We start from the raw sequence: 17,109 nt of genomic DNA on the forward strand, positions 1-17,109 counted from the left end.
GGCGTGCCCGGAGGGTGGTCGTAGGCTGACTTCATGTCGACTTTCGCCAAGCGTGAACGACTTCTGCTGGCCGATCTGTTGGAGGCCGAGGGCCCGGACGCCCCGACCCTCTGCGAGGGCTGGCGCACCCGTGACCTCGCCGCGCACGTCGTGGTGCGCGAGCGCCGCCCCGATGCCGCCGGCGGCATCCTGATCAAGCAGCTCGCGCCACGCCTGGAGCGGGTGATGGCGGAGTTCGCCGCGAAGCCGTACGAGGAGCTGATCCAGCTCATCCGTACCGGGCCGCCGCGGTTCTCGCCGTTCCAGCTGAAGCAGGTCGACGAGAAGTCCAACACGGTCGAGTTCTACGTCCACACCGAGGACGTCCGCCGGGCCCAGCCGGACTGGACGCCGCGCGAGCTCGACCAGGTCTTCCAGGACGCCCTCTGGTCCCGCCTGGAGCGCAGCGCCCGCCTGGTGGGCCGCAGCGCCCCGACCGGCCTGGTCCTGCGCCGCCCCGACGGCCAGACGGCGGTCGCGCACCGCGGCACACCGGTCGTGACGGTGACCGGCGAACCGTCCGAGCTGCTGCTCTTCTCGTACGGCCGCCAGAACTCCGCGAAGGTGGAACTGGACGGCGACAAGGACGCGGTCGCGAAGCTCCACGAGGCGAAGCAGCTGGGTATCTAGGCCCCGCGGGGACGTCAGCGGGGCAGTTCCGCGCGGCGCAGGTCCCGTACACACAGCGCGACCACGCCGCCGAGCCCGCACACCACGGCGCTGACGACGAAGACGGGACCGGTGCCCCAGGCCCCGATCGCGGCCGCCGACACCGGCATGCTCAGCGGGGCGATACCGAGGCTGACCAGGCTGGCGACGGCGGTGACCCGCCCCAGGTACGCCGGGTCGGCCTGCGTCTGCAGCAGGGCGCCGCACATCGCGCCGCTGAGCCCGGCGAGCAGGCCGACGAGCAGTGCCGTGCCGACGGCGGCGACGAGCGTCGGCACGAAGGCCAGGGCGCCGATGGCGACGGACCCCGCCAGGATCGTGTACGCCGCCACCAGTCCCGCGCGCGGCAGCCGCCCCCGCACGGTCAGCAACAGCGAGGCGACACCGGCCCCGACCCCGAACCCGGCCAGCACGGCCCCCATCCCCGAGGCACCCCAGCCCCGCTGGTCGGCCAGCAGCGTCAGCCCGACATTGAGCGGCCCGACGAACCCCAGGTCCCCCAGGGCGATGGCGAACATCAGGGGCGCGAGCACAGGGTGACGGCGGATGTAGCGCAGTCCGGTGACGAGATCGCCCCAGACGGACTCACCAGCCGCGATCGCGTCATCCCCCGGCAGCTCCCGCACCCGCACGCTCACCAGCAGCGGCACCGACAGCGCGATCAGCAGCCCGGCCAGCCCGAAGGCCGCCGCCGCGCCGCCCAGGGCCACGCCGAGGCCGCCCAGTGGGGCCCCCACGACGCTTGCGAAGCGGATGGCGAGGCCCCGCATGCCCTGTACGCGCGCGAGCTGGTCGCGGGTCGTCACGCGCGCGGGGAGGGCGCCGACCGCCGGCATGAACACGGCGTCGACGGTGCCGAAGACCAACGCGAGCAGCGCCAGCGCCCACAGGCCCGGGTCGGCCAGGAACAGCAGCGCCGCCACCGCGAACACGGCCGCGCACCGCACGATGTCGCTGCCGATGACGACCCGCCGCGGCCCGAGCCGGTCGGCGACGACTCCCCCGCCCAGCATCAGCAGCGCCCGCGGCACCGCGCTGACCGACATGACCAGCCCGGCCTGCGAGGGCGTACCCGCCTGTACGGCGGCCCAGGACAGGGCGATGTAGTACACGCTGTCGCCGACCATGGAGGAGGTGTAGGCCCCGAGCCAGCGCAGCACGTTGCCGTCGCGGTGGGCGGGGACTCCGGCTTGCTGGGCGGGCGGGGCGGATATCGCGGGCGTGACGGTCACGGCGGCCTCTCTCAGACTCGGAACGGGAATCCGTACAGGTGCAGTGCCACGTGCTCACGGCCCTCGGTCTCGCCGGCCGCCTCACGCGCGCGTGTCCGCTCGTCGTACTTCTTGAGCACATCGAGCAGTTCCTTCTTGAGCTCGGCCAGTTCGCCCGCCGTCAGCCGCAGGAGCGACTCCGAGTCGTGCGCGGCCTCGTTCCACTCCGCGCCCCAGTGGGCGCGCTCGTCGAGGTAGCGGCGGTACATCTCGGAGCGCTGCTCCTGGAAGAGCCGCGAGGCCGCGAGGTGGGCCGCGACCTTCTCCGGCGCGTCCTGGAAGTCCTCGTCCCGGACGCTGACGCCCTCCGAGGCCGGCTGCCACCAGCGCTCCCGCGCATCGGCGCTGCGCGGCTCGGCCTCCTCGACGAGTCCGTGGTCGGCGAGCTTGCGCAGGTGGTAGCTGACCAGCGAGACGGCCTCGTCGACCTGCTCGGCAAGCTGCGAGGCCGTCGCGGCCTCGGCCACGAACAGCAGCCGGTAGAGCTTCATGCGCAGTGGATGCGCGAGCGCCTTGAGCGTGCCCACATCGGTGATGCGGCGGTTCTCCTTGCTTGCCATGCCCTCACCGTAGATGCGAAAGAAAAATTGCACAACGGATTTTGCGCAACTTCTCTTTCGCATCTGCCCATGAGTAAGCCCCGGCCACCAGGCGACCGGGGCTTACACCGCCACCAAACGCGTCACCGCACCGGATGCCCCGCGTCCCTCAGCGCCCGCTTCACTTCCCCGATCCGCAGGTCGCCGAAGTGGAACACCGACGCCGCCAGCACCGCGTCCGCGCCCGCCCCGATCGCCGGCGGGAAGTGGGCCAGCTCGCCCGCCCCGCCCGACGCGATCACGGGGACCGTCACGTGCTTGCGGACCGCCGCGATCATCTCCAGGTCGTAGCCGTCCTTCGTGCCGTCCGCGTCCATGGAGTTGAGCAGGATCTCGCCCGCCCCCAGCTCCGCGGCCCGGTGCGCCCACTCGACCGCGTCGATGCCGGTGCCCTGGCGGCCGCCGTGCGTCGTCACCTCGAAGGACCCCGACTCGGTGCGCCGCGCGTCCACGGACAGCACCAGCACCTGCCGGCCGAAGCGTTCCGCGATCTCACGGATCAGGTCGGGGCGCGCGATCGCCGCCGTGTTCACGCCCACCTTGTCCGCGCCGGCCCGCAGCAGCTTGTCCACGTCCTCGGCCGTGCGCACACCGCCGCCGACCGTCAACGGGATGAACACCTGCTCGGCCGTGCGGCGCACCACGTCGTACGTCGTCTCGCGGTTGCCCGAGGACGCGGTGATGTCCAGGAACGTCAGCTCGTCGGCGCCCTCGGCGTCGTACACCTTGGCCATCTCGACGGGGTCGCCCGCGTCGCGCAGGTTCTGGAAGTTGACGCCCTTGACGACCCGGCCGTTGTCCACGTCCAGGCAGGGGATGACTCGTACGGCCAGGGTCATGCGGACACTCCGTGCTCTCCGCCGGGGCGGTACGCCTCCACCTCGACCTCGACGACCAGGCTGGGGTCCACGAAACCGGAGACGATGATCATCGATGCGGCGGGCCGGACGGTGTCGAACAGCTCCTTGTGGGCACGCCCGACCTCCTCGACGTCCCGGGCATGCGTGATGTACATGCGCGTGCGTACGACGTCGTCGCGGCCGAGCCCCACCTGCGCGAGGGCCGCCAGCGCGACGTTGAAGGCGTTGACCGCCTGCTCGTACGGGCCGCCCCCGGCGATCTCGCCGTCCACTATGGAGGTGCAGCCGGAGACCAGGACCAGGCCGTTCGGCAGCTCCACCGCGCGGGAGTAGCCGAACGCGTCCTCCCAGGGCGCGCCGCTCGCCACCCGTCGTACGTCGCTCACTTGGCTACCGCCTCCAGGGCCTCTTCCAGGGTGAACGCCTTCGCGTACAGGGCCTTCCCGACAATGGAGCCCTCGACACCGAGGGGTACCAGCTCGGCGATGGCACGCAGGTCGTCGAGCGACGACACGCCGCCGGAGGCCACGACCGGGCGGTCGGTGGCCGCGCAGACGTTCTTCAGCAGCTCCAGGTTCGGGCCCTGGAGCGTGCCGTCCTTGGCGATGTCGGTGACGACGTACCGGGCGCAGCCCTCCTTGTTGAGGCGCTCCAGCGTCTCGTAGAGGTCGCCGCCGTCGCGGGTCCAGCCGCGGCCGCGCAGCGTGGTGCCGCGTACGTCCAGGCCCACCGCGATCTTGTCGCCGTGCTCGGCGATGACCTTGGCGACCCACTCCGGGGTCTCCAGGGCGGCCGTGCCGAGGTTCACCCGGGTGCAGCCGGTGGCCAGGGCGGCGGCGAGCGTGTCGTCGTCGCGGATGCCGCCGGACAGCTCCACCTTGATGTCCATCGCGTTGGTGACCTCGGCGATCAGCGCCCGGTTGTCGCCGGTGCCGAACGCGGCGTCCAGGTCGACCAGGTGCAGCCACTCGGCGCCGGCGCGCTGCCAGGCGAGGGCGGCCTCCAGCGGGGAGCCGTAGGAGGTCTCGGTCCCGGACTCGCCGTGCACGAGGCGGACGGCCTGGCCGTCACGGACGTCGACGGCGGGGAGGAGTTCGAGCTTGGCCATGGTCTACAGGGTTCCGATCCAGTTGGTGAGCAGCTGCGCTCCGGCGTCGCCGGACTTCTCGGGGTGGAACTGGGTGGCCCACAGGGCGCCGTTCTCCACGGCGGCCACGAACGGCTTGCCGTGCGTCGACCAGGTCACCCTGGGCGCGCGCATGGCCGGGTTGTGGATCTCCAGCGACCAGTCGTGCACGGCGTAGGAGTGCACGAAGTAGAAGCGCGCGTCCGCGTCCAGGCCGGCGAACAGCTCGGAGTCGGCCGGCGCCTCGACGGTGTTCCAGCCCATGTGGGGCACGATCTCGGCCTGCAGCGGTTCGACCGAGCCGGGCCACTCGTCGAGGCCCTCGGTCTCCACTCCGTGCTCGATGCCGCGCGCGAAGAGGATCTGCATGCCGACGCAGATGCCCATGACGGGACGCCCGCCGGACAGCCGCCGGTCGACGATCCAGTCGCCGCGCGCCTCCTTGAGCCCCTGCATACAGGCGGCGAACGCGCCGACGCCCGGCACCAGCAGGCCGTCGGCGTTCATCGCCTTGTCGAAGTCGCGCGTTATCTCGACGTCCGCGCCGGTGCGGGCGAGGGCGCGCTCGGCGGACCGCACGTTCCCGAAGCCGTAGTCGAAGACGACGACCTTCTTGGGTGCGCTCAACTCCACACCTCCAGCCTGAGGACACCGGCGACCAGGCAGAACGCGGCGCTGATGGAGAGCAGCACGATCAGGCCCTTCGGCATCCCCTGCTTGACGAAGGAGATGATGCCGCCGACGAGGAAAAGGCCGACGACGATCAGTACGGTGGACAGCCCGTTCATGGCTTACAGCGCACCCTTCGTGGAGGGAAGGATGCCGGCCGCGCGCGGGTCGCGCTCGGACGCGTACCGCAGCGCCCGCGCCAGCGCCTTGAACTGGCACTCCACGATGTGGTGGGCGTTTCGACCGTACGGCACGTGCACGTGCAGCGCGATCTGGGCCTGGGCGACGAAGGACTCCAGGATGTGCCGGGTCATCGTCGTGTCGTACTCGCCGATCATCGGCGCCATGTTCTCGGGCTCGGTGTGCACGAGGTAGGGGCGGCCGGACAGGTCGACGGTCACCTGGGCGAGCGACTCGTCCAGCGGGACCGTGCAGTTCCCGAACCGGTAGATCCCCACCTTGTCGCCGAGCGCCTGCTTGAAGGCGGCGCCGAGCGCGAGGGCGGTGTCCTCGATGGTGTGGTGCGAGTCGATGTGCAGGTCGCCCTCGGTCTTCACGGTCAGGTCGAACAGACCGTGCCGGCCGAGCTGGTCGAGCATGTGGTCGTAGAAGCCGACGCCCGTCGACACATCGACCTTGCCGCTGCCGTCGAGATCGATCTCGACGAGCACCGACGTCTCCTTGGTGACTCGCTCCACGCGTCCTACGCGGCTCATGCGCTCTGCTCCTTCTTCAGTTCACGGACCGCGTCGAGGAACGCGTCGTTCTCCTCCGGGGTTCCGGCGGACACCCGCAGCCACCCCGGAATGCCGTTGTCCCGGACCAGCACACCGCGGTCGAGGATCTTCTGCCAGGCCGCGTGCGAGCCGCCCTCGTCCTCGAACCGGCCGAACTGCACGAAGTTCGCGTCGGACTCCACGACCTCGTACCCGATCGCGCGCAGCTCGCTCACCAGCCGGTCCCGCTCGCTCTTCAGCTGCTCGACGTACTTCAGCAGTGTGTCGGTGTGCTCCAGCGCGGCCAGCGCGGTCGCCTGCGTGACGGCCGACAGGTGGTACGGCAGCCGTACGAGCTGGACGGCGTCGACGACGGCCGGGTGCGCGGCGAGATAGCCGAGGCGCAGGCCGGCGGCCCCGAACGCCTTGGACATGGTCCGGGAGACGACGAGATTCGGCCGGCCTTCGATCAGCGGCAGCAGCGAGTCGCCGTGGCTGAACTCGATGTAGGCCTCGTCCACGACCACCATCGACGGCTTCGCCGCCTGCGCGGCCTCGTACAGCGCGAGGACCGTCTCGCGCGGCACCGCGTTGCCCGTGGGGTTGTTGGGCGTGGTGATGAAGACGACGTCCGGCCGGTGCTCGGCGATCGCCTGCTCCGCGGCGGCGAGGTCGATCGTGAAGTCCTCGTTGCGCGGCCCGGAGATCCAGCCGGTGCCGGTGCCGCGCGAGATGAGCGCGTGCATCGAGTACGACGGCTCGAAGCCGATGGCGGTACGGCCGGGTCCGCCGAAGGTCTGCAGCAGCTGCTGGATGACCTCGTTGGAGCCGTTGGCGGCCCAGACGTTGGCCAGGCCGACCTCGTGGCCGGAGGTGTCGCTGAGGTACTTGGCGAGCTGTGTGCGCAGCTCCACCGCGTCCCGGTCCGGGTAGCGGTTGAGGTCGCGGGCGGCCTCGCGGACCCGCTCGGCGATGCGCTCGACCAGCGGCTCGGGCAGCGGGTAGGGGTTCTCGTTGGTGTTCAGCCGTACGGGGACGTCCAACTGGGGCGCGCCATAAGGGGACTTGCCGCGCAGCTCGTCCCGTACGGGGAGATCGTCGATGCCGGTCACTTGCTCGTCGGTACCTTCCATCCGAACCTCGCCTTGACCGCCGCGCCGTGCGCGGGCAGGTCCTCCGCCTCCGCCAGCGTCACCACATGGTGCGCGACCTCGGCCAGCGCGTCCTTCGTGTAGTCGACGATGTGGATGCCGCGCAGGAAGGACTGGACGGACAGGCCGGACGAGTGGCAGGCGCAACCGCCGGTCGGGAGCACGTGGTTGGAGCCGGCCGCGTAGTCGCCCAGCGAGACCGGCGCCCAGGGACCGATGAAGATCGCGCCGGCATTGCGGACCCGGTCGGCCACGGCAGCGGCGTCCGCCGTCTGGATCTCCAGGTGCTCGGCGCCGTACGCGTCGACGACCCGAAGGCCCTCCTCGACGCCGTCGACGAGGACGATCGCGGACTGGCGGCCCGCGAGCGCGGGGCGGATCCGGTCCTCGATGTGCTTGGTGGCCGCGACCTGCGGCTCCAGCTCCTTCTCGACCGCGTCCGCGAGCGCCACGGAGTCGGTGACCAGGACGGCGGCGGCCAGCGGGTCGTGCTCGGCCTGGCTGATCAGGTCGGAGGCGACGTGCACCGGGTCGGCCGTGTCGTCCGCGAGGATCGCGATCTCGGTCGGACCGGCCTCGGCGTCGATGCCGATCTTGCCGGTGAAGTAGCGCTTGGCGGCGGCGACCCAGATGTTGCCGGGCCCGGTGACCATGTTGGCGGGCGGGCAGGACTCGGTGCCGTGCGCGAACATCGCGACGGCGGTGGCGCCGCCGGCCGCGTACACCTCGTCGACGCCGAGCAGCGCGCACGCGGCGAGGATCGTCGGGTGCGGCAGCCCGCCGGCTGGATCGTTTTCAAAAGCGGGGGCCTGCGCGGGCGAGGCGAGCGCGATGGACTCGACCCCCGCTTCCTGCGCGGGCACGACGTTCATGACCACGGACGACGGGTAGACCGACCGCCCGCCGGGCGCGTACAGCCCCACCCGCTCCACCGGCACCCACTTCTCGGTGACGGAACCGCCGGGCACGACCTGTGTGGTGTGGGTCGTACGGCGCTGCTCGCGGTGGACGAGACGGGCGCGCCGGATGGACTCCTCCAGGGCCGCGCGCACGGCCGGGTCGAGCTCTTCCAGGGCCTTCGCGAGCGCCTCCACGGGCACCCGCACCCGGTCCAGCCGGACCCCGTCGAACTTCTCCGCGAAGTCGATCAGCGCCGCGTCGCCCCGATGATGCACGGCCTCGCAGATCGGACGCACCTTCTCCAGGGCGGCCTGAACGTCGAAGTCGGCTCGGGGCAGCAGGTCGCGCAGGGCGGGCCCTTCGGGGAGGGCGTCGCCGCGCAGATCGATTCGGGAGATCACGCCGTCAATTCTCTCAGACCGGGTTCGACCGTCGTCCGCGCGTATCAATGGCTGATACAGAACGACCTGGAACCCGGAAGATCGCCTTCATGTCTAGCGTTCGGGGCGTCACACAGCGGGCATGACACAGCGGGCATGAACGGGTGTGCGAACACGGGACTGGAGGAGTTGTGACCGAGGGGGCCGGCCTCCGCGCCGGAGACGCCGGGGATCTGCCGGACGATCTGACCGCCGCCGAGGCCGGCATGTGGCAGGCCTTCCGCAACGGCAGCGTGTACGACCTGAGCAGCGGCGACACCACCGTCGACGATCCGCACGGCGGGCATCCCTGGGGCCCCGAGCGGACCGTGCGGGCGCGGATCGTGTGCTGGCTGCTGCTGGACGGCCCGCCCGCGCTGGCCGGCCGGGTCTCCTCGCTGAAGCTCCGCGGGGTGCAGATCAGCGGCACGATGGACCTCGCGGGCGGCATGGTCGTGCCCTACGTCGAGCTGCGCGGCTGCCGCTTCGAGCGCGAGGTGCTGCTGCCGGAGGCCCGGTTCACGACGGTGCGCATGGTCGACTGCTCGGTGCCCCGCCTGGAGGCGGCCCGGGTGCACACCGAGGGCGATCTGCACCTGCCCCGCTGCCGCTTCCACAACGGCGTACGGCTCACCGACGCGCACATCGGCACGGACCTGATGCTCAACCAGGCCACCGTCTACCGCGACCGCAGCGGCCGCTCGATCGCCGCCGACGGCATGAGCGTGGGCCAGGACCTGCAGGCCGAGCTCCTGGAGTCGCACGGGGAGCTCAGCCTGCGCAGCGCGAAGATCGGCGTGTCGCTGAGCCTGCGCGGCGCCCGGCTGGCCAACCCCTACGGCAGGCTCGCGCTGAACGCCCCGCAGCTGACCGTCGGACGCACGCTGTACCTGACCCCGGCGGGCGTCGGCGCCTCGATGCGCAGCGGTGCGACACCCGCGCGCGGGACGCGGATCCAGCGCTTCGAGTGCCAGGGCGGGGTGCGGCTGGACGACGGACGGTTCGAGGACGCGGTCGACCTGGAGCGGGCCCGGTTCGCCTTCACCGACGACCAGGAGCTGTCCCTGCGCCGCGTGCAGACCCCCGAGCTGCGCTTCCTCGGCGAGCGGCCGCAGCGCGGCAAGGTGATCCTGTCCGGCGCCCGCGTCGTCAACCTGGTCGACCGGACGAGCGCCTGGCCGGGACCGGGCAACCTGCACATGGGCGGCTTCCAGTACGAGAACCTCGTACCGCAGGGGCCCTTCCCGCTGGAGGAGCGGCTGGACTGGGTGGCGGCGGCGACCGCCGAGTACAACCCGGAGCCGTACGAGCGGCTGGCCGCCGTGCTGCGGGAGGGCGGCGAGGACGAGGACGCGCGCGAGGTGCTGCTCGCCAAGCAGCGCCGGCGCCGGGAGAGTCTGCCGCTGGCCGCCAAGTCGTGGGGGTACGTGCAGGACTGGACGGTGGCCTACGGGTACCGGCCGGGGCGGGCCGCGGTGTGGATGGCGGTGCTGTGGGCGGCGGGCTCGCTGGCCTTCGCGCACGCGAGCCATCCGGCGGTGCAGCCCGGTCAGCATCCGCAGTGGAACCCGGCGCTGTTCGCCCTTGACCTGCTGCTGCCGGTCATCGACCTGGGCCAGGTCGGGGTCTGGCGGCTGAACGGGGGCTGGCAGTGGCTGGCCGCGGCGCTGATCCTGCTGGGCTGGATCCTGGCGACGACGGTGGCCGCGGGGGCGACCCGGCTGCTGCGCCGTAACTGATCATCACCGAACGTACACACCTCGTCCAGTTGTTGAACATGTGACCTTTGCCCGCCCTTGACCGGCCGCCATACAACTTTCCATGAGTTGTCCCTTCCGACTGGCGCTCGGCTGACCTGCGGTCTTTCAATGGTCGACACCATGGCTCTGCTGCCCCCCTTCAGCCGCGCCGCCCGGACCCCTCGGACCGCGCCGCGCCAGGCCGACGTCCCCGCCGTCGGTCCCTCCGGGCTGCCCGCCGACGACGAGGTGCTGCTCGACGCACCCGACGAGCGGCTCGCCCCCGTACTGGTCGCGGCCGCGCGCGGCGACCACCGGCCCGCGGCGGAACTGCTCGCCGCTACGCGCGCGCATGCCGCCTGGGAGCTGCGGGACCGCTACACGAGACGGCTCACGGCCTTCGCCCGCTCGCGCGCCGAGTGGCTGGAGCTGTGGACGGCGGCGGCGCCCCGCGACCCGGACGTGCGGCTGCTCGGCGCCCAGCTCGCCGTGGACCGGGCCTGGGGCTCCCCGGCCCGCTCCGAGCTGCTGCGCGAGGTGAGCCCGCTCATCACGGCCGCGGCCCGCACCGACGACCGCGACCCGGTGCCGTGGCGGATCGCGCTGGACCACGCGCGCGGGGCCCGTGCCGGCCACAAGTACTTCGGCGAGTTGTGGGAGGCGGCCCTGCGCCGCGCCCCGCACCACTACGGCTGCCATGTCGCCGCCCTGCGCTACCTCGCCGCCTCCTGGCACGGCTCGCACCGCGAGTGCTTCGACTTCGCCGACCTGGCCGCACAGGACGCCCCGCCCGACTCCCTGATCCAGGCGCTGCCCGCGCGGGCGGCCCTGTCCTATCTCACCGACGGCTGCGGGGCGGACGTACCGCTGGAGCGGCTGGACGCGGCGGCCGACCGGGCGATCGCGCTGTCGGCGCGCTTCCCGGCGGCGGACCTGTGGCCGGCGGAGCTGCGCAACAAACTGCTCTACGTCCTCGTACGCCTGGAGCGTTTTCCGGAGGCCCTCGCCCAGCTGCGGCTGATCGGGCCGTACGCCACGTCGTTCCCCTGGGACCATCTGTCGGACGATCCGCTGGCCCTTTTCCTGCGGACGCGGGCCGAGATCCGGGCCCGTGCGGCGGACCCCGCGTACGCGGCCGGGAATCCACGGAGTGAGCGCGGCGGACGCGTCCGCTCCGGCGACCATTAGGCTCTTGCGCCGTGACCACCGTCCGTCTACCGCTCTTCCCCCTGAACTCGGTGCTGTTCCCGGGGCTGGTGCTTCCGCTGAACGTCTTCGAGGAGCGCTACCGCGCCATGATGCGCGAGTTGCTCAAGACCCCCGAGGAGGAACCGCGCCGATTCGCCGTCGTGGCGATCCGCGACGGCCACGAGGTGGCCCCGAGCGCCCCCGGCATGCCCGATCCGACCGCCCTGCCCGACCGGGGCCCCACCGCGGGCTTCGGCACCGACCCCGCGAAGTCCTTCCACGGCGTGGGCTGTGTGGCGGACGCGGCGACGATCCGCGAACGGCCGGACGGCACCTTCGAGGTGCTGGCGACGGGCACGACGCGGGTGCGCGTGCGGTCGGTCGACGCCTCGGGCGCCTTCCTCACGGCCGAGCTGGAGGAGCTCCCGGAGGATCCGGGCGACGAGGCGGGCGCCCTGGCCGAGGGCGTGCTGCGGGCCTTCCGGCAGTACCAGAAGCGGCTGGCGGGCGCGCGGGAACGGTCCCTGTCGACGGGCGCCGACCTCCCCGACGAGCCCTCGGTCGTCTCCTACCTGGTGGCCGCGGCGATGATGCTGGACACCCCCACCAAGCAGCGTCTGCTCCAGGCCCCGGACACCGCGTCCCGGCTGCGCGACGAGCTGAAACTCCTTCGCTCCGAGACGGCCATCATCCGTAACCTGCCGTCACTGCCCGCGTCGGACCTGACGCGTGGCCGGACGAGCCTCAACTGACGGGACCGCGAAGGCCGGTATGGCGAAGAAGCCGAAGAAGAGCCAGCAGCAGGGCGGCACGCCGGCGACGGTGGCGCTGACCTCCGCGGGAGTGGCGTACACCGTCCACTCCTACGACCACGACCCCGCCCACCCGTCCTACGGCGAGGAGGCGGCCGAGGCGATGGGGGTGTCGCCGGAGCGGGTGTTCAAGACGCTGGTGGCCGACGTCGACGGGAGCCTGACCGTGGCCGTCGTCCCGGTGGCCGGCTCCCTGGACCTCAAGGCCCTGGCCACGGCGGTCGGCGGCAAGCGCGCCGCGATGGCGGACCCGGCGCTGGCCGAGCGCACCACGGGCTATGTCCGGGGCGGCATCTCGCCGCTGGGCCAGCGCAAGAAGCTCCCGACGGTGCTCGACGCCTCCGCGTCAGCCCACGCCACGATCTGCGTCTCGGCGGGCCGCCGGGGCCTGGAGGTCGAACTCGCCCCCGAGGACCTCGCGAAGCTCACGGAGGCGGTGCTGGCGCCCATCGGGCGTGCGTGAACCGGCGCCTTCGGCGTGCGTGACCCCTCGACGGCCGATGATCCCTCGGTTAAGTACGAGGGACATGTCGAAGAAAACGCGGAAACGCAAGTGGCGTATCAAGAAGGGCCGTTCCAACCACGGCCACCGTCCGGCGTGACTACTGCAGCGGGGCCCCGTACGGATCCTTGGGCGCGGGACCCTGCTGCTGATACGGCTCCGGATCGCGGGGCCCGAACAGTGCCATCAGGCCGAGGTGCACCAGCAGCGCGGCCATCGGCCACGCCAGCAGCGCGGCCATCGCGCCCAGCTTCAGCGGCGCCGAGAAGGTGACGCCCTTGCCCACCTGCTTGGCGTGCGCGATCACGTCGTGCGTGGGCCCGAGCCACACGCCCAGCCGCCAGGCGAGCAGCGACGCCAGCAGCCCGCCGACACCGAGCGCCACCACCAGCGGCACTCCCCCGCGCCTGCGCACGAGGAACACCACCAGCGCGCTCACCAGGCCGAAGGCCAGCGCCAGCAGCGTGAACGTTCCGTCCACGCCGATCGCCTGCTCGCCCTCGCTGTCCGAGAGATAGACGACCCAGCTCTTGTCGACCACGTCCCCGACCAGCGGCACATGCGGTGCCAGCCACCACCACAGCAGCCCCAGCAGCACGCCGGCGACCGCCACCGCCACGGTGACCACGGCCGCCTCCATCAGTTCCCTCTTCATTCCCGGCCCGTCCTGGCCGTAGCTGCCGTCCCACACGGCGTCGTGGGGCGCGGGGGCCACGTACCCGGCGGCCGGTGGCTGCCACGCGTTGTGCGGGGGCTGTTCATGCGGCGGCGGAGGCGGAGTCAACGGTGCGGTCACCCTGACATCGTGCCAGGCCCGTCTGTGCGGCGCGTCACCGGACGGCCGCCCGACGGTACGCCCAGGTGGCCACGGCCAGCGAGACGACCCCGACCACGCCGCAGACGGCGAGGTCACCGAGCACGAACGCCCAGTCGGGGTGGTCCCCGAAGGTCCGCGCGAAGGCCTCGACGCCGTACGTCGAGGGCAGCAGATCGCGGGCGAACCGGACGGCCTCCGGCATCCGGTCGGCCGGCAGCACGCCGAGGAGCAGCGCCGCGGACATGCCCAACTGGCCGAGCAGCGTGGCCAGTTCGGGTCGCGGGGCGAGCAGTCCGAGCGCCGCGCCGAGCCCGGACAGGGCGGCCCCGGCCAGCGGGATGACGGCCACGAGCACCCACAGGTGCGCGAGCGGCAGCCCGAACAGCACGCACCCGAAGACGGCGGTGACCACGGTCCCGGGCACGGTGAAGGAGGCGTACGCCCCCGCCGCGCCCAGCACCACGGCGGCCGGCGGCACCGGCAGCGTCGCGTAGTGGTCGAGCCCGCCGCTGGCCCGCAGCTGCCCGAAGTACTGGGCGAGCAGGTTCAGCGCGACGAAGGCGACCACGAGCACCGAGGCCCCGGCCACCACCGACTCGGCCTCGCCCCCGCCGTCCACGACCCCGCGCATCAGGATCATGATCCCGATCGACTGGAAGGTCGCCACGAACAGCAGCGGGATCCGCGCGACCCGCGCGCGCGACAGCTGCGCCCGGTACACGGCCACGAGCGACGGCCACATCCGCGCCCGCGGCCCGAGCTCGGCCACCCCCGCGGCCTCCTCGCCGGCGGGCAGCGCGCTTCCCGGCAGGACGTCGGCGCTTACGACACTCACGTCGGGTTGCTCCTTCTCGCTCCGACAGTCGTCCTGTCCCATACGCATACGACCGCCGACCCGCTCACGCCTTCACCAACCCCTGCTGCGCGGCGCCGCCCAGCGCCAGGTAGACGTCCTCCAGGCTGGGCGTGGCCAGCGTGAAGTCGTCCAGCGCGGCGAAGGCGCTGCCGCCGGTGACGGTGGCGACGACGGTACGGGCCTCCTCGGGCGCCAGCCGCAGCGTCCAGCGGCGCCCGGACTCGACGGCCCGCTCGCGCAGCACGGCGACCTCCGGGACGTGCAGCGGCGCGGCCTCGCGCCACACCAGCTCGACCCGGACCTCCCCGGCGACCTGCTCCTTGAGCCCGGCGGGGGTGTCGCAGGCGATCACCCGCCCCTGGTCGAGCACGGCGACCCGGTCCAGCACGGTCTCGGCCTCGATGACGTTGTGGGTGACGAGCAGCACGGTCGTGCCCCGCTCGGCCCGCCGCCGGTCCACGGCCGCCCACACGGCCCGCCGCGCCACCGGGTCCATTCCGGTGGTGGGCTCGTCCAGCACCAGCAGCGGCCGCTCCCCGACCAGCGCGGCGGCGAGACACGCGAGCCTGCGCTGCCCACCGGACAGCTTCTTCAGCGGCCGCCCGGCGATGGCCGTAAGCCCGAGCTCGTCGAGTACGGCGTCCCGCTCGGCCCGCGCCTGCCGCGCCTCCAGGCCGCGCAGCCGCCCGGTCGTCTCGGCGGCCAGCGACACGGTCAGCTCGTCGAGGGCGCTGGACTCCTGCCCGAGGTAGGCGAGGATGCGCGCGGCCCGCTCCGGGTGGCGCACGATGTCGTGCCCGAGGATCTCGACCCGGCCCGCGTCGGGCCGCATCAGCCCGGTCAGCTGCCGTACGAGGGTGGACTTGCCGGCGCCGTTCGGCCCGAGCAGCCCGAAGATCTCACCCCGCCGGATGTCCAGCCGTACGTCGTCCGTGGCCCGCACCGCGGGCGTGCCCGGCGCGCCGCGCCGCCCGCGCACGGCCGGATAGGTCTTGGTCAGTCCGCGCACGGCGCACACGACATCCCCACCCTGCCGAAGTGCCTGTGCCACGCGCGTACTCACAAAGGACGAGAGTACGGGGTCGGGAGCGCCTGCCCGCTCCCGGGTCGGCCCATAACTGCACAATCGCCGGTAAAGAACTACTCACCGGCGGGTGCGCGCTCCGCCTCCGTGCGTACGTCGATCTCCCGCCAGAACCCGGCCCGGATGGCGTAACGGTCGTGCTCGTCGATCTGGTCGTCCTTGTGGGCGAGCAGCCCGAAGCGGGCCGCGTAGCGCAGCAGCTCGCCGTCGATGCGGTGCGGGATGCGCGGGTACATCCCGGAGAGTTTCTGCAGGTGGCTCTGGTCGCCGAGGCGCTCCATCCACCGCCGCGAGAACACCTGCCCGACCTCGTACGGATCCCCGCCGACCGTGGTGATGTCCTCCTCCCGGTCGGCCCACCGCTGCTCGGCCGTGGTCAGCTGCGCGAGCGTCGGCATCGAGGCGGCCTCGGGCGGCTCCGCAGCCGGGCGGTCGACCCAGCCCTTGTCGGAGGACCAGCGCAGGGTCGCGTTCGCGGGCTGCGGCGCGGGCTGCACGCCCGGCGCCCGCAGGGCCGCGAGGTCCTTGGGCGTGGGCACACCCTTGGGCGCGGGCACCCGCTCCTGCGTGCCGTTCTCGGACACCCCGGCGGCCGGCACGTGCTCGCCCTCGTCGGCGGGCCGCTCGGGGGCCGGGGCGAGCGCGGAGTCCGGCAGCGGCGCGGAGAGGATCGCGGCGATCTCGGGCCGCGGCGCGGGCGGCGGCGCACAGACCCCGCCGAGCTCCTTCGCCCGTACGGCCTTGGTGATCCACGTACGGTCCAGCACCCGCCGCTCGTCGGCCTCGGCGACCAGGTCCTCGGACTGGTTGTAGTCCCCGTCGGCCGCCTGCACGGCCCACAGGTGTACGGCGACGCCGTGCTCCTTGGCGGCCATCATGCCCGGCAGCAGATCGCCGTCGCCGGTGACCAGGACGATGTCGGAGCAGGCGCGGTTTCTGGCCAGCTCGGTGAGCTCGGCGTGCATGGCGGCGTCCACGCCCTTCTGGGCCCAGCGTCCGTCGCTGCGGGTCAGGGCGCCGAGCCGGACGGTCACCCGGGGCATCACGCGCAGCCGGCGGTGCTCGGGCTGCGGGACGCGGTCGGGGGCGCCGTCGAACCAGTAGATGCGCAGCAGCGGCCGTTCCGTGTCGGACTCGGCGCGTTCGCGCAGGCCCTGGATGAGGGCGGCGTGGTCGACGGTGATGCGGGAGCGGGAGGGCTCCCCGGCAAGGAGACTCGCGGCGGCCCCCAGCAGATACCCGGCGTCCACCAGGACGATGCAGCGGTCCACACGACTCACCCTCTTCCCGGGAGGCTTGCTTCGGGCTTCCTTCGAGTCTGCCCGACTACGCAGGGGTTAACGGCCCGAACTCGATCTTCGGCGTGGCGTTTCGGGGTGCGCCGGGAACCCGCGCGCTCCGACAAGCCATGTCACAGACGGTAATTATCCGAAATGCGCTCCTTGTCAGCCTATGTGAATCTGGTCCCGGCCCTGGCCCCTAGATTCCCTTCAGGAGGCAGATCACCATGGCCAAGAACAAGAAGCAGAACCGTAAGCAGCCGCAGTCCGAGCGCGGGCAGCAGCAGGCCGAGCAGACCTCGATGGAGGCTCAGGCCGAGCAGCGTGCCACGCAGGTCACGCCGGGCGACATGGCCCGGAAGGGCCGGCAGAAGAGCTTCGGTCACAACTGACATCTGCATAACGGGTTGTT

20 protein-coding genes are annotated in these 17,109 nt (G+C 72.3%); 6 read left to right on the forward strand and 14 right to left on the reverse strand.

All coding sequences use genetic code 11. The annotated features are described in order from the left end of the window. Positions 1-33 precede the first annotated feature (33 nt). The gene (locus ABZ848_RS18415; protein WP_360832733.1) at positions 34-669 is read left to right on the forward strand and encodes a TIGR03085 family metal-binding protein; all 636 of its coding nucleotides are present in this window, start codon (positions 34-36) and stop codon (positions 667-669) included. A gap of 14 nt (positions 670-683) precedes the next feature. On the opposite strand, the gene ABZ848_RS18420 is transcribed toward ABZ848_RS18415, so the two are convergent. From ABZ848_RS18420 to hisD, 10 genes are all read right to left on the reverse strand, one after another. Continuing rightward, positions 684-1,940 (reverse strand): MFS transporter, encoded by a 1,257-nt coding sequence (locus tag ABZ848_RS18420; protein ID WP_360832736.1) that lies wholly within the window; start codon positions 1,938-1,940, stop codon positions 684-686. Between the two features lie 11 nt (positions 1,941-1,951). Next, positions 1,952-2,539 carry a helix-turn-helix domain-containing protein gene (locus ABZ848_RS18425; protein WP_360832739.1) on the reverse strand — a complete coding sequence of 196 codons (588 nt, stop codon included), beginning with the start codon at positions 2,537-2,539 and terminating at the stop codon, positions 1,952-1,954. A gap of 122 nt (positions 2,540-2,661) precedes the next feature. Further along, positions 2,662-3,417: an imidazole glycerol phosphate synthase subunit HisF gene (gene hisF / locus ABZ848_RS18430; protein ID WP_360832742.1), complete on the reverse strand. Its 756-nt coding sequence runs from the start codon at positions 3,415-3,417 to the stop codon at positions 2,662-2,664. Beyond that, positions 3,414-3,824: a RidA family protein gene (locus tag ABZ848_RS18435; protein WP_360832745.1), complete on the reverse strand. Its 411-nt coding sequence runs from the start codon at positions 3,822-3,824 to the stop codon at positions 3,414-3,416. Before ABZ848_RS18435 ends, hisF begins: the two co-directional genes overlap by 4 nt. Then, the gene (gene priA / locus ABZ848_RS18440) at positions 3,821-4,546 is read right to left on the reverse strand and encodes a bifunctional 1-(5-phosphoribosyl)-5-((5-phosphoribosylamino)methylideneamino)imidazole-4-carboxamide isomerase/phosphoribosylanthranilate isomerase PriA (protein WP_360832748.1); all 726 of its coding nucleotides are present in this window, start codon (positions 4,544-4,546) and stop codon (positions 3,821-3,823) included. Before priA ends, ABZ848_RS18435 begins: the two co-directional genes overlap by 4 nt. A 3-nt stretch (positions 4,547-4,549) precedes the next feature. After that, positions 4,550-5,191, reverse strand: coding sequence for an imidazole glycerol phosphate synthase subunit HisH (gene hisH, locus ABZ848_RS18445; protein ID WP_360832751.1), 642 nt, complete (start codon positions 5,189-5,191; stop codon positions 4,550-4,552). Next, positions 5,188-5,352, reverse strand: a complete 165-nt coding sequence (locus ABZ848_RS18450; RefSeq protein WP_360832753.1) for a hypothetical protein — start codon at positions 5,350-5,352, stop codon at positions 5,188-5,190. Before ABZ848_RS18450 ends, hisH begins: the two co-directional genes overlap by 4 nt. A gap of 3 nt (positions 5,353-5,355) precedes the next feature. Then, positions 5,356-5,949, reverse strand: coding sequence for an imidazoleglycerol-phosphate dehydratase HisB (gene hisB, locus ABZ848_RS18455; RefSeq protein WP_030932889.1), 594 nt, complete (start codon positions 5,947-5,949; stop codon positions 5,356-5,358). Beyond that, entirely contained in the window at positions 5,946-7,061 is a 1,116-nt protein-coding gene (locus ABZ848_RS18460) for a histidinol-phosphate transaminase (protein ID WP_360832757.1), read from the reverse strand. Before ABZ848_RS18460 ends, hisB begins: the two co-directional genes overlap by 4 nt. Next, on the reverse strand, positions 7,058-8,401 hold the full coding sequence (gene hisD, locus ABZ848_RS18465; protein WP_360832760.1) for a histidinol dehydrogenase: 1,344 nt from the start codon (positions 8,399-8,401) through the stop codon (positions 7,058-7,060). The genes ABZ848_RS18460 and hisD overlap by 4 nt, the downstream gene beginning before the upstream one ends. Before the next feature lie 170 nt (positions 8,402-8,571). Here hisD and ABZ848_RS18470 point away from each other — a divergent pair, with 170 nt between their 5' ends. The 4 genes from ABZ848_RS18470 (at position 8,572) to ybaK (ending at position 12,621) form a co-directional block, all read left to right on the forward strand. After that, the gene (locus ABZ848_RS18470; RefSeq protein ID WP_360832763.1) at positions 8,572-10,158 is read left to right on the forward strand and encodes an oxidoreductase; all 1,587 of its coding nucleotides are present in this window, start codon (positions 8,572-8,574) and stop codon (positions 10,156-10,158) included. Positions 10,159-10,287: 129 nt separating this feature from the next. After that, the gene (locus ABZ848_RS18475; RefSeq protein ID WP_360832766.1) at positions 10,288-11,346 is read left to right on the forward strand and encodes a hypothetical protein; all 1,059 of its coding nucleotides are present in this window, start codon (positions 10,288-10,290) and stop codon (positions 11,344-11,346) included. Between the two features lie 11 nt (positions 11,347-11,357). Then, a complete protein-coding gene (locus ABZ848_RS18480) occupies positions 11,358-12,098 on the forward strand; it encodes an LON peptidase substrate-binding domain-containing protein (protein WP_360832769.1) in 741 nt (246 codons plus the stop codon). Positions 12,099-12,117: 19 nt separating this feature from the next. Next, positions 12,118-12,621: a Cys-tRNA(Pro) deacylase gene (gene ybaK / locus ABZ848_RS18485; RefSeq protein ID WP_360832772.1), complete on the forward strand. Its 504-nt coding sequence runs from the start codon at positions 12,118-12,120 to the stop codon at positions 12,619-12,621. A gap of 139 nt (positions 12,622-12,760) precedes the next feature. On the opposite strand, the gene ABZ848_RS18490 is transcribed toward ybaK, so the two are convergent. The 4 genes from ABZ848_RS18490 to ABZ848_RS18505 form a co-directional block, all read right to left on the reverse strand. Then, positions 12,761-13,456 (reverse strand): AAA family ATPase, encoded by a 696-nt coding sequence (locus ABZ848_RS18490; RefSeq protein ID WP_360832775.1) that lies wholly within the window; start codon positions 13,454-13,456, stop codon positions 12,761-12,763. A 34-nt stretch (positions 13,457-13,490) separates the two neighbouring features. Next, complete coding sequence (locus tag ABZ848_RS18495) at positions 13,491-14,312, reverse strand: ABC transporter permease (protein WP_360832778.1); 822 nt, start codon at positions 14,310-14,312, stop codon at positions 13,491-13,493. Positions 14,313-14,376: 64 nt separating this feature from the next. Continuing rightward, positions 14,377-15,351, reverse strand: coding sequence for an ABC transporter ATP-binding protein (locus ABZ848_RS18500; protein ID WP_360832899.1), 975 nt, complete (start codon positions 15,349-15,351; stop codon positions 14,377-14,379). 122 nt (positions 15,352-15,473) lie between these two features. Beyond that, a complete protein-coding gene (locus ABZ848_RS18505) occupies positions 15,474-16,688 on the reverse strand; it encodes an NYN domain-containing protein (protein ID WP_360832781.1) in 1,215 nt (404 codons plus the stop codon). A 236-nt stretch (positions 16,689-16,924) separates the two neighbouring features. Here ABZ848_RS18505 and ABZ848_RS18510 point away from each other — a divergent pair, with 236 nt between their 5' ends. Next, positions 16,925-17,089 (forward strand): hypothetical protein, encoded by a 165-nt coding sequence (locus ABZ848_RS18510; protein ID WP_242761045.1) that lies wholly within the window; start codon positions 16,925-16,927, stop codon positions 17,087-17,089. Positions 17,090-17,109: the final 20 nt, after the last annotated feature.

The organism is Streptomyces sp. NPDC047081, from assembly GCF_040643775.1.
Taxonomy (GTDB): domain Bacteria; phylum Actinomycetota; class Actinomycetes; order Streptomycetales; family Streptomycetaceae; genus Streptomyces.